The 11,341-nt window shown below is 69.0% G+C and carries 13 protein-coding genes and 1 tRNA gene; 11 read left to right on the top strand and 3 right to left on the bottom strand.

The window, feature by feature from the left end; all coding sequences use genetic code 11:
• Positions 1–4 precede the first annotated feature (4 nt).
• Positions 5–1,231 (top strand): type II secretion system F family protein, encoded by a 1,227-nt coding sequence (locus ACTJKY_RS10695; RefSeq protein WP_440845970.1) that lies wholly within the window; start codon positions 5–7, stop codon positions 1,229–1,231.
• A gap of 45 nt (positions 1,232–1,276) precedes the next feature.
• Here the strand turns inward: ACTJKY_RS10695 and ACTJKY_RS10700 are convergent, their stop codons facing one another.
• Positions 1,277–1,936, bottom strand: coding sequence for a hypothetical protein (locus ACTJKY_RS10700; protein WP_440845971.1), 660 nt, complete (start codon positions 1,934–1,936; stop codon positions 1,277–1,279).
• A 56-nt stretch (positions 1,937–1,992) separates the two neighbouring features.
• On the opposite strand from ACTJKY_RS10700, the gene ACTJKY_RS10705 reads away from it, so the two are divergent.
• From ACTJKY_RS10705 to ACTJKY_RS10720, 4 genes are read left to right on the top strand one after another with little or no spacing between them, the layout of a single operon-like run.
• The gene (locus tag ACTJKY_RS10705; RefSeq protein ID WP_440845972.1) at positions 1,993–3,027 is read left to right on the top strand and encodes an ABC transporter substrate-binding protein; all 1,035 of its coding nucleotides are present in this window, start codon (positions 1,993–1,995) and stop codon (positions 3,025–3,027) included.
• Positions 3,024–3,578 carry a PulJ/GspJ family protein gene (locus tag ACTJKY_RS10710; RefSeq protein WP_440845974.1) on the top strand — a complete coding sequence of 185 codons (555 nt, stop codon included), beginning with the start codon at positions 3,024–3,026 and terminating at the stop codon, positions 3,576–3,578. The genes ACTJKY_RS10705 and ACTJKY_RS10710 overlap by 4 nt, the downstream gene beginning before the upstream one ends.
• A complete protein-coding gene (locus ACTJKY_RS10715) occupies positions 3,575–4,459 on the top strand; it encodes a general secretion pathway protein GspK (RefSeq protein ID WP_440845975.1) in 885 nt (294 codons plus the stop codon). Before ACTJKY_RS10710 ends, ACTJKY_RS10715 begins: the two co-directional genes overlap by 4 nt.
• A gap of 52 nt (positions 4,460–4,511) precedes the next feature.
• Positions 4,512–5,108: a hypothetical protein gene (locus ACTJKY_RS10720; RefSeq protein ID WP_440845976.1), complete on the top strand. Its 597-nt coding sequence runs from the start codon at positions 4,512–4,514 to the stop codon at positions 5,106–5,108.
• Between the two features lie 3 nt (positions 5,109–5,111).
• On the opposite strand, the gene ybaK is transcribed toward ACTJKY_RS10720, so the two are convergent.
• Positions 5,112–5,585, bottom strand: a complete 474-nt coding sequence (gene ybaK / locus ACTJKY_RS10725; protein WP_440845978.1) for a Cys-tRNA(Pro) deacylase — start codon at positions 5,583–5,585, stop codon at positions 5,112–5,114.
• A 133-nt stretch (positions 5,586–5,718) separates the two neighbouring features.
• Between ybaK and ACTJKY_RS10730 the strand changes: the two genes are divergently transcribed.
• The 4 genes from ACTJKY_RS10730 to ACTJKY_RS10745 all read left to right on the top strand — a co-directional run bounded on the left by ACTJKY_RS10730 (position 5,719) and on the right by ACTJKY_RS10745 (position 9,894).
• Positions 5,719–6,441 (top strand): S8 family peptidase, encoded by a 723-nt coding sequence (locus tag ACTJKY_RS10730; RefSeq protein WP_440845980.1) that lies wholly within the window; start codon positions 5,719–5,721, stop codon positions 6,439–6,441.
• Between the two features lie 157 nt (positions 6,442–6,598).
• On the top strand, positions 6,599–7,006 hold the full coding sequence (locus tag ACTJKY_RS10735) for a DUF2147 domain-containing protein (RefSeq protein WP_440845981.1): 408 nt from the start codon (positions 6,599–6,601) through the stop codon (positions 7,004–7,006).
• Between the two features lie 47 nt (positions 7,007–7,053).
• The gene (locus ACTJKY_RS10740; RefSeq protein ID WP_440845983.1) at positions 7,054–8,343 is read left to right on the top strand and encodes an OmpP1/FadL family transporter; all 1,290 of its coding nucleotides are present in this window, start codon (positions 7,054–7,056) and stop codon (positions 8,341–8,343) included.
• A 186-nt stretch (positions 8,344–8,529) separates the two neighbouring features.
• Positions 8,530–9,894: a tetratricopeptide repeat protein gene (locus ACTJKY_RS10745; RefSeq protein ID WP_440845984.1), complete on the top strand. Its 1,365-nt coding sequence runs from the start codon at positions 8,530–8,532 to the stop codon at positions 9,892–9,894.
• An 83-nt stretch (positions 9,895–9,977) separates the two neighbouring features.
• Here ACTJKY_RS10745 and ACTJKY_RS10750 read toward each other — a convergent pair.
• A tRNA-Pro gene (locus tag ACTJKY_RS10750) sits at positions 9,978–10,054 on the bottom strand.
• A gap of 188 nt (positions 10,055–10,242) precedes the next feature.
• Here ACTJKY_RS10750 and pnuC point away from each other — a divergent pair.
• Positions 10,243–10,797: a nicotinamide riboside transporter PnuC gene (gene pnuC / locus ACTJKY_RS10755; RefSeq protein WP_440845985.1), complete on the top strand. Its 555-nt coding sequence runs from the start codon at positions 10,243–10,245 to the stop codon at positions 10,795–10,797.
• Positions 10,794–11,318 (top strand): AAA family ATPase, encoded by a 525-nt coding sequence (locus tag ACTJKY_RS10760; RefSeq protein WP_440845986.1) that lies wholly within the window; start codon positions 10,794–10,796, stop codon positions 11,316–11,318. The genes pnuC and ACTJKY_RS10760 overlap by 4 nt, the downstream gene beginning before the upstream one ends.
• The last annotated feature ends 23 nt before the right edge of the window (positions 11,319–11,341 follow it).

An 11,341-nucleotide genomic window follows, 5' to 3' on the forward strand; every position in this document is an offset into this window, starting at 1 on the left:
CTGAATGCCCGCCTTCGCCTATCGCGCGGCCGACCGCACCGGTGCCGCCAAGCGCGGCGTGATCGAAGCCTCCAGCCCCGCCGCCGCCCGCGCGTTGCTGCGGGAGCAGGCCCTGCTGCCGCTTTCGGTCGAACCCGCCGCCGAGCGCGGCCGTTCGATCGGGTCGATCACCCTGCCGCGCTTCGGCCGCAGCGGGGTGAGCGCGCGCGCGCTCGCCACCGTCACCCGGCAGATCTCCACGCTGGTCGGCTCGGACATCGCGATCGAAGAGGCGTTGCGCCTCGTCGCCACCCAGTCCGAACAACCGGCGGTAAGCTCGCTGCTGCTCGACGTGCGCGGCGCGATCCTCGACGGGCGCAGCTTCGCGGCCGCGCTGGCGCAGCATCCCAAGGCCTTCCCCGAATTCTACCGCGCCTCGGTGGCGGCGGGCGAAGCCTCGGGCCGGCTGACCGACGTGCTCAACCACCTCGCCGAGTTCGTCGACAACCGCCAGGCCAACGGCCAGAAGCTCCAGCTCGCGCTGCTCTACCCGGCGCTGCTGGCGCTGGTGTCGTTCGGGATGATGGTGTTGCTGATGGTGTATGTCGTGCCGGACATCGTGAAGGTGTTCGTGTCGCGCGGCGCCGACCTGCCGCTGCTGACCCGCGCGCTGATCGCGATCAGCGCCTTCCTGCAAGGCTTCGGACTGTATCTGCTGATCGCGATAGGCCTCGGCATTATCGGGTTCGGGCGCTGGCTGCGGGTGCCGGCCAACCGATTGCGCGTCCACCGCTTCTTCGCCGAGCGCCGGCCGTTCCGCCGCTTCAGCCGCCAGATGAACGCCGCGCGTTTCGCCGGCAGCCTGGCGACGCTGGTAGGGAGCGCGGTGCCGCTGGTCGAGGCGCTGCATGCCGCCGCGGCGGTGACGCCCAACCATTTCGTCCGCGAAAAGGCGATGGGGGTGGCGATGCGGGTGCGCGAGGGGGTCAGCCTGCGCGCCGCGATGCAGGAGGCGGAGATCTTCCCCTCGATGCTGGTCGCAATCGTTGCCTCGGGCGAAAGCTCGGGCAAACTCGCGCCGGCGCTCGGCCGCGCTTCGGGCGAACTGGAGCGCGAGCTGGATGCGCTGGTCTCCACGCTGGTCGCGCTGGTCGAGCCGCTGGTGCTGCTGGTGATGGGCGGGCTGGTGCTGCTGATGGTGCTCGCCATCCTGCTGCCGATCATCAACCTGAACAATCTAGTGGGGGTGTAAAAGCCCGCAAAAGCCCTCTCCCGCCTCCGGGAGAGGGCTTTTAGGTCACATCTTTCCCTGAATCCGTGCTCCACCGGGCAGGCCTACGAACGGCAGCGCTGCGGCGCCGTCCTTGCTCATCCCCAGGTCGAGCATCCCGTCCTCGCCCAGCACTGCGTCCATCAACACCTGCCGCCGCTGCGTCGCGGGGGTCAGGCGGATCGTCGTGCGCGGGCCGACATGCTCGGCGGTCAGCAGCAGCGCCGGCACCGCGGTCGATCCGCCGCCGGCCTTGGGGCGGCAGCTGCCCGGGTCGGTGGTCACCTTGCCATCCATCATCTGGCTGCCGCCACGCACTGCGATCCGCGCCATCTCCACCTGCATCACCAGCTGGCAGGTGAAGGGCAGGTCGGGCTGGATCGCCTGGAGCATGCTGGCATCCGCCGCGCCGCTGACGTGGTCCAGCACCGTGCGCCCGCCCAGATGCACCAGCGCGCGGCCGCCGAGATCGGTATCCGGTCCGCTCGCCTTCCAGTCCGCCGCCAGCCCCAGGCTGGTCAGCGAGCGGAGGGGGGCGAGCTGCCATTCGAGCTTGCTGCCCCCGGCCACGCCCACTTCGCCGTTCCAGATCGTCCCCGCCACGCCGCTGCGCCAGGGCACGTTTCGGACGAGCAGGCTCGCCGGTGCGGTGGCCAGCATCGCCAGCGCATAGGCCCCTATGCCCAAGCCGGCGAAGAGGATAAGACGCCGCCGTGCCTCATTCGCTGAATCCGGAGTTCGCAATGGACCGTCGGTCCCTGCTGCGGCTGTTGCCCTCGGGCCTCGTCCTATCCGCGGCATCGCTATCCTCCAACGCATGGGCGGGCGAGAAGAAGGACAAGCGTCCGGTCGCCCTGTTGCTCCCGCTCGACGGACCGCGAGCGGGGCTGGGCCGTAGCATGCAGCAGGCCGCGTTGCTTGCGGAAAACGCCGACTATGTGCTGGCGTTCGATACCGGCGGCACCGCGGAGGGCGCCGCGCGCGCCGCCGCCGAGGCGCTGCGTCGTCATCCCGCGCTGATCCTGGGGCCGCTCAGCGCCGCAGAAGTGCCCGCCGTCGGCAGCACCGTGGCGAACCGGGTGCCCGTCATCGCTTTCAGCAACGATTCGGTGCTGCGCCAGCCGGGCGTGTGGATCTTCGGGATCACTGCTGCGCAGGTGACCAGCGCGGTGCTCCGCTATGCGCGGACGCGCGGCGTGCGATCGGTGGTGATGATCGACGACGGCTCGCCCTGGTGCGCCGCTGCCAGCCTCGCTGCGGGGCGGATGGAGAGCGAGATCGGTCTTTCCTTGCGCGTCCTCCAGGTGAAGCCGGGCGAGCCGCTGCCCCAGGCGGGCGACGCGCCCGATGCGGTGCTGCTCCCGGGAAGCGGCGAGGGCGTGCTCGCCGCCGCGCGGGCGCTGAAGGGCAGCGGCGTGCAGTTGCTCGGCACGCTGCAGGGGCTCGACAACCGGCCGGACGCGCTGGAAGCGCTCGACGGCGCCTGGCTGGCCTGCCCCGATCCGGGCGCCTTCGCTACGTTCGCCCAGGCCTTCGCGGCCAAGAATGGCGGCGACCCGGGCACGATCACCGCGCTGGCCTATGACGCGGCGGGCGTCGCCAACAAGCTGCGCGAGGCCAATGCGCTGAACATGAACGGGCTGGTCGACGCCAAGGGCTTCCACGGCGTTACCGGGCCGGTGCGCTTCCGCACCGACGGATCGGTGGCGCGCGACTTTGCGATCGTGGTCGCCTCGCGGGACGGCTATGCCAGCGTAGCGGTGAGTTCGGGATCGTGACCGACCAGCCCGAAGCCGGCGAGTCCGGCTTCACGCTGATCGAGTTGATGATCTCGCTGGGGCTGTTCGCGCTGATCGCGGTGGCGGGGCTGGCGCTGGTCGACGGCATCCTGCGGGTCAATGGCCGCACCGAGGCACGACTGGATCGGCTCGCGGCGCTCCAGCGGACGATGTTCGTGCTGACCAGCGATCTCGACCAGGTGGCAAGCGGCCCCATCCAGGGCGGGGCGGACCGCCTGTCCTTCGTGCGCAGCGCGACCGGAGCCGGCGGCCTTACGACGCCGGTGCGCTATGGCGTGGCCGGCGGCACGCTGGTTCGCCTGGCACCCGCACCGCAACTGCTGCTGCCGGGCGTGGTCCGTGCGCGCTGGCGCTTCTGGGACGGCGCCTGGGTCGACCGCTGGCCGCTGAACGACAGCGACGAAGCCAAGGCCCGCTGGCCGCGCGCGATCGCGCTCGACGTGGAGGCGGCGGGCCCGGGCGGTACGCCGGTCGCGCTCCACCGGGTGGTGACCTTGCCGTTCCGCGCACAGACGCAGCAGCCGCAATGAGCCGCCGGCCGGTCCGCGACGACGAACGCGGCATGATCCTGGTCAACGTGCTGATGTTCGTCGCCATCGCCAGCGGGCTGGTGCTGCTGATGATCGATCGCGAGGAACTGGCGCTCGATCGGGGGCTGCGCATGCGCGAGGCGGCGCGGGCGCAGGCGATCGTGCGCGGCGGCGAGCTTTCGGCGCTGGTCGCGCTCCGCCGCGACGGCGAGATCGCGCCCGATGTCGATCATGCCCGCGAGCCCTGGGCCAAGCTCGCCGCCACCGCCGCACCGATCGAGGGCGGCACCTTCGATCTCGCGATCGGCGATGCCGAGGGGCGGTTCAACATCAATTCGGTGCGCAGCGGCGAGGCAGGCGCGGTGGTGCTGCTCCAGGAAATCGCCAACGAGATCGGGATGCCGCCCGAACAGGTGGTGGCGGCGATCCAATATGTCCGCCTGCAGGGGCCGGTGACCGATCTTCGCCCGCTGCGGCTCGCCGGGCTGGAGCCCAAGGTGGCGGACCGGCTGGAGAAGGTGGTGACCGCGCTGCCGAGTGTCACCACGATCAACCTCAACGCCGCCGAGCCCGAGCTGATGGCGATGCTGTTCAAGGATCCGCTGGTCGCCAGCCGGCTGGTGCAGGTGCGCGCGCGACAGGGCTTCCTGACGCTCAAGGATCTCGACGACCAGCATGCGACCCTGCCCTGGGGCACCTCGTTCAAGTCGAGCAGCTTCTGGGTGCGCACCCGCGCCCGGATCGGCGGCACCGTGCAGCAGGAGGCGACGCTGATCCAGCGGCGCCGGACCAAGGAAGGCAAGCTGGAAACGGTGCCGGTCGAGCGCTGGCGCAATGCCGCGGTGCCGCCGGGCGTGCCAGCCTTCGGTACGGGCCGTTGAGATTGGCCGGCTTTTCTGGTCTGATCACCGCGATGATGCGAGCGTGTTCCCCATGGTGCTGATGCGATGGTTCGGTCGCGGCGAGATCCGCCGCTGGCGCGACCTGCACGTCGCGATGGCGCGCGCGGTGCTGCAGCAGGCGGCAGCCGACCTGGTCGAGAGCTTCGATGCCGATCTCTCCCAGGCCGATTGGCGCGACGGATTGATCGAGCAGACCCGCTTCGTCGCGACGCGGATCGCGCCCGTCGTACGCCAGGTTGCCGATCCGTTGGCGCGACGGGTGATCGAGGAGGCCGATCGCGCGCTGGCGCCGATCGCCTTCCACCATCTCCAATGGCGGCCGATGCCGGTCGACGCCAATCTGATGCGCGACATGATGGAGGAGCTGGGCGACTGGGCTGCGGCGGGTGGCGCCGCGCTCACCGGCCTCGTGCGCGGGGCCGCGACGGGGCTGCCGATCGCGGGCGGGCTGGGGCGAGGCGGTCCGGCGGGCGACTGGATGCGGCTGCGTGCCGAGGCGCGGCTGCGGGCGAAGGTCCACGCCTATGTCCATGCCTCGGTGGTGCAGGGGCCCAAGGGGCGGCCGGCACTGCTCGAACATGTCGTCGCGCTGCTGCAGGACACCGCGCGGCACGCGCAGCCGCTGTGACGCTCAGGCGATGATCCCGGTTACCGTTGCGGCGAGTAACGTCGCAGCGTCCTGCGGGGCGAGCCGCACCTGCAATCCGCGTTGCCCGCCATTGATAAAGACATAGGGTTCGCTGACAGCGGTTTCCTCGATCACCGCCGGTAGCGCCTTCATCTGCCCGAACGGGCTGATGCCGCCGACCTTGTAGCCGGAGAGGCGTTCGGCGTCCGCCGGCTTCATCATCTCGGCCGATTTGCCGCCTAGCGCCGCCGCGAGCTTCTTCATCGCCACCTGCCGGTCCGAGGGCAGGATCGCGAGCACCGGCTTGCCGTCGACCTTGGCCATCAGCGTCTTGAGCACGCGCGCGGGCGGCTCGCCCAGCGCCTCGGCCGCCTGGAGGCCGATCGCGTCGGCGTCCGGGTCATAGGCATAGCTGTGTACGGTGAAGGCGATCTTCGCCGTTTCTAGCATCCGCGTGGCGCGGGTGGCCTTGGACATGGTTTCGCTCCCCGATTCTCGGCTCGGTGGCATGCGCACGACCTACGTGCAAGCCCTGGGGCGTGATGAAGTCCTTGTTAACGCTTGCGGCCTAGCGTGCCGAAAGGTTGGGCAAGATTGGGCGGAGGTGGGCATGGGCCTGCTGGGGATGGCATTGTTCGCAGCGGTTGCGGGAAGCTCGCCGGCGGCGGCGCCGCGCGTCGCGATCATCGACAGCGGGGTGGCGGAAACGCCCGAGCTTCATGGCAAGCTGATCGCCGAATATGACATGTCGGGTGCTGACCGTCCCGCGTTCCGCCCGCGCTACGACCATGGCACGATGGTCGCCACCATCCTCAGCCGCGCGGCGGCGGGGGAGGTGGCGATCGTGTCGCTGCGGATCGACGATCCGGCCGGCTGTCGACCGGGCGCCAACCCGCCCTGCCAGCCGAGCGCCGCGCCGATCGTCGCTGCAATCCGCAAGGCGATCGAGTTGAAGGTGGACGCGATCAACATCTCGCTGGCGCTGGCCGACGATCCCGCGATCACCGCCGCCGTCCACGATGCCGCATCGGCCGGAATCGTGGTGGTGCTCGCGGCGGGCAACAACGGCCTGTCGCACCCGGGCAACCTTGCCATGGCGCGGCAGGGCTTTCCCAACGCGGTACTGGTCGGCGCGCTCGACGCCGCCGGGCAGCCCTGGACCGGCACCAACCGGCCCGAGCCGCAGGCGCAGGGCTATCTCTATGTCTGGCAGCGCGGCGTCGACGTGCCGACCACGCTGGCGGACGGCCGTGCGGTGACCGGCACCGGCACCTCTTTCGCCGCGCCGATCGAAACCGCGCGGCGGATCGCGCATCGCCGCCGCACCGCCTGATTGCGGGCTGAAATTTTCGGAAACACAGCCGTTATTGCGGAACTTTGAGGATCGGGTATGGTTCCGGCCCAGGAGAGGCTGGAACGTAAACATGCGCCGGGTCTGTCCTCGCTGCGGGTAAACCGTGGCGGGAACATGCGATAATGGAAAAACAAGTATGTATATAAGTTTGCTTGTCGCGATGCTGGTAGCAGCACCGCAAGCCGGAGAGGGTGTCGAAGGCCGCTGGAAGACCCAGACGCGCAATGCGATCGTCGAGATCCAGCGCTGCGGTCCTTCGATCTGTGGGCGGATTCTCACCTCGGATGCGCTGCGCACCAATCCCGATCTGCGCGATACCAAGAATTCGAACGCGCAGCTGCGCAACCGTCCACTGAAGGGGATGCAGATCCTGAGCGGCTTCACTGCCGATGGCGGCAATTGGAGCGGCGGCAAGATCTACAATGCCGAGGACGGCAAGACCTACACCGCCGACATCACCCTGGCGGGTGCCGACCAGCTCAAGATGCGCGGCTGCGTGTTCAAGCCCTTCTGCCGTACCCAGACCTGGACCCGGGTTCGCTGACGCCGCGCCACGGCGCCGTCCGCAACCCCAGTAGCGTGAGAAAAACCATGAAGAAACTGCATCTCCTCCTCACCGCCGGCACCACGCTGGCGGCCAGCGCCGGCTTTGCCGGTGCCGCCCATGCCCAGGCCTTCTACCTGCAGGAACAGTCGGCGCGCGGCGCCGGCCGCGCCTTTTCGGGCGAAGTCGCCGATACCGGCGCTGCCTCGCTGTGGTGGAACCCCGCCGCAATCGCCGATGCCGAGCGGACCGAAGTCAATCTCAACGCCGCGGCGATTCTGCCGCACGGCGATGTGGTGGATACCGGCACGCGGATCCAGCGCCCGGGCGGCCAGCCCTTCACCGCGATCGGCGGCGACAGCACCAGCCGCAACCCGATCAACAACGGCGTGCTGCCCTCGGGCGCGATCGCGTTGCCGCTCGGCCACCGCATCGCGCTCGGCCTGGCGGTGACGTCGCCGTACAGCTTCACCACCGATTATTCCTCGAGCAGCTGGGCGCGCTACAGCGCCGACAAGACCCGGCTGCGCACCGTCGACATCCAGCCCTCGATCGCCGTTTCGGTGACCGATTGGCTGCGTGTCGGTGCGGCGGCGAATGTCGAATATACCGATGCCACGCTCAGCAACGCGCTGCCCAACGTCGCCGCAAGTTTCGGCGATGGTCGCCAGGAACTGAAGGGTGACGGCTGGGATGTGGGCTGGAGCGCCGGTTTCCAGATGCACAGCGACCGCGTGACCGCGGGCTTCAGCTACAAGTCTGCCATCCGCCACAAGCTGAAGGGCGACCTGACGGTGAGCGGGCTGGTCGGGCCGCTCCAGAGGAACAACGTGGCGCTGTCGAACGTCGAGGCGGACTTCTACACGCCCGCCCAGGAGATTGCCGGCCTGCGCTGGCGCGCGACCGACAGGCTGACCCTCAACGGCCAGGTGGTGCACTATAACTGGGACAAGTTCGACGCGATCCGTCTCAGTGCGCCGCTCAACCAGGCGATCCCGGAGAACTATCGTGAGAGCTGGAGCTATGCCGGCGGCGTCGACTATATGGTCTCGCAGGCGCTGACTCTGCGCGCAGGCGTGCAGCGGGCGACCACGCCGACCCAGGACGGCCAGCGCGATGCGCGCGTGCCCGATTCCAATCGCTGGAATTTCGGCGCAGGCGGCTCCTACGCGGTCACGCGGAACATCGTGCTCGACGCCGCGGCCAACTATGTCGACTTTGCCGATGCATCGATCGACAAGGCGACGATCGCGGCCGGTTCGACAATCCTGACGCAAGGCCAGCTGCGCAATGCGCGGGCGTTCGTCTTCTCGCTGGGCGGCCGCGTCCAGTTCTGACGGATTGGTAGCAAGGTGGAATGCGCGACGCCGTCGGCCCCAGGCCGGCGGCGTTTCGCTTTTCTCACCCCCCCCCCCTCCTTCGAGAAGGGGCTTCGGAGCGGAGCAAACCCGGGACTATCGCCCGGGCGCGCGAACACCTATCCCGAGCGACCCGCATCGAAACCAGATCTTAAGGATGTTCCCGTGACCGACCTCGAGTCCCCCGATCGCCTGACCGAGGCCCGTACCGCACTCGCCGAGGCGATGGCGCTGCACGAGCAGGGCGACCTGGCGGCGGCCGAGCGGCGCTATCGCGGCGCGCTCGCGCATGGCTATCGTTCGGTGGAGATCCTGCCGCTGCTGGCTGGCCTGCTCGGGCGGCTCTCGCGTCCCGAGGATGCGCTGGCCGCCTGGGACGAGCTGCTCGCGATCGAACCCGATCACGCCGTCGCGCTGCACGAGAAGGGGCTGACGCTCCACTGGCTGGGCCGCAGCGATCAGGCCATCGCGCCGCTGGAGCGTGCCTGTGCGCTCGATCCGGACAACCCCACCGCGCTGGGCAACCTCGCGGTGGTGCTGGCCGATGTGGGCCGCAATCTGGAAGCGCTGCGGCTGTTCCGCCGCGCGCTCGCGCTCCAGCCGGATAATCTGCATCTGCGCCACCAGGTTCGGCGGCTGGGCTCGGGTGCGGTGCCCTTCTGGCACATCCCGATGATGAACGACACGCCGCGCAACGACGCGTTCGAGGCGGCGATCAAGGCGGCGCTTGCGGTTGCGGGTCCGGATGCGCGGGTGCTCGACATCGGCGCGGGCAGCGGGTTGCTCTCGCTGATGGCGGCGCGGGCGGGGGCGCGGAAGGTCGTCGCCTGCGAGATGGAGCCGCTGATTGCGGAGATGGCGCAGACCATCGTCGCGCAGAACGGCTATGCGGACCGCATCACCGTTCACGCCAAGCCTTCGACCGAACTCGCCATCGGCGCCGAACTGGATGCGCCGGCGGACATCCTCGTTTCCGAAATCCTGTCGAGCGACCTGCTGACCGAGAAGGTGCTCGATACCTTCGAGGACGCGCATCGCCGCCTCCTCGCGCCCGACGCGATCGTCATCCCGCGCGCCGCCACGGCAGTGGGCTGCCTGGTCGCCAGCGACAATCTCGCCGACTATGCCTTTGTCGGCGACGTCTCGGGCTTCGACCTCTCGGCCTTCACCGCCTTCGCGCCGCAGCGCCTGCCGATCCACGGCACGATGACCGGCTGGACGCGGCTGTCCGACGATCTGGAGCTGGTGCGGCTGGACCTGACTGAGAAGAAGCATGACGCGACGCTGGCGCGCCTGCGCATTCCCGTCACCGCGAGCGGGCGCGCGATCGGCATCGTGCAGTGGATGCATATCGATCTGTGGGAGGGCGTGGCCTTCGACAACCACCCGAACGGCTATCACGACGGCGGCTGGCTGCAGGTGCTGCACAGCTTCCCCGCGCCGATCGACGTGACGGCCGGCGAGACGCTGGACATCGCCGTCGGCCATGACCGGATCACGCTGATCCTGATGCCGCTCGAAAGCGGCTGAGGCGCGCGGCGCGGCGTTTCAGCGGAGGAGGAAAGGGGTAGCGGGCGACCCGAAGGTCACCCGCTGTATCCCAATGCAAGAAATGGTCGGGAAGAGAGGATTCGAACCTCCGGCCCCTGCCTCCCGAAGACAGTGCTCTACCAGGCTGAGCTACTCCCCGACGGAGTCCGGTCTACGATGCTTTCGGGAGCAGACCGGCTTGAGCTTGGAGGCGCGCCTATAAGGGTGGGTTGGCCGAGCCGTCAAGCGGTTCGTTGCAGCAAAAACGTAGCGACGTGCATTTTTTTCCGCGTTGCGTCGTTTCCCGCTCTCGACCGCCCCCCGGCGGACCGATAAGCCTCGCCACCAATGTCGCCGATCGAAGCCGTCGCCACCCTGCTGGGGCTCGCCAATGTTGCGCTGGTCGTACGGCGGAGCCTGTGGAACTATCCCTTCGCGCTGGCGATGGTGACGCTCTACGCGTGGATCTTCCTGCACGCGCGGCTGTACAGCGACGCGCTGCTCCAGGGCTTCTATTTCGTCGTTAACGGCTATGGCTGGTGGAACTGGAGTCGCGCCAAGGCGGAAGTGGGTGACGTGCCGGTGGTGCGTCTCGGCAACCGCGCGCGGCTCGGCTGGGCGGCAGGTGCTGCGCTTGCCGCGCTCTGCTGGGGCGCGCTGATGCATCGGCTGACCGATGCCGCCTTTCCGTGGTGGGACGGCACGATCGCGGTGCTGAGCATCGTCGCGCAGATCCTCCAGTCGCGCCGCGCCTGGGAATGCTGGCCGCTGTGGATCGCGGTCGACCTGCTTGCCATTCCCTTGTTCCTGGTGAAGGGACTGCATCTGACCGCAGGGCTCTATTGCCTTTTCCTCGCGCTTTCGGTGTGGGGAGCGATCGATTGGACCAAGGCCCGCGCATGAACCCCCGCACCATCTGCCTCCACGGCCCCGAGAGCACGGGCAAGACGACGGTCGCCGCGCGACTGGCGGCGGCGCTGGGCGGCACCGTGCTCGACGAATATGGCCGCGAATATGCCGAGGCGCGTGGCACCGACTTCACAATGCGCGACCTGGTCGAGATCGGCAAGACTCACGATGCCGGCACCCGGATGATGCTGGAGACGACCGCGCCGCCGCTGATCCTCGATACCGATCCGCTGATGACCGCCGTGTGGGCGGACATGCTGTTCGGCACGCGCGATCCGTGGTTCGACGCGTGGCAGGGCACGGCGGATTGCTATCTGCTGTTCGACATCGACCTGCCCTGGGTAGCCGATGGCACCCGGTTGTTCGGCACCCGCGAGGCGCGGCAGCGCTTCTTCGATCTGTCGCGCGCCGAACTCGAGCGCCGCGGCGTGCCCTGGGTGCTGGTCCAGGGGGAAGGGGAGGCGCGCACCGCCGCCGCGCTCGCCGCAATCGCGGCTTTTGGGCAACAGCCTTGAGGAACCGGCAGCTGCCGGAATTC

It is taken from the genome of Sphingomonas sp. 22176, assembly GCF_052045505.1.
GTDB lineage: Bacteria > Pseudomonadota > Alphaproteobacteria > Sphingomonadales > Sphingomonadaceae > Sphingomonas.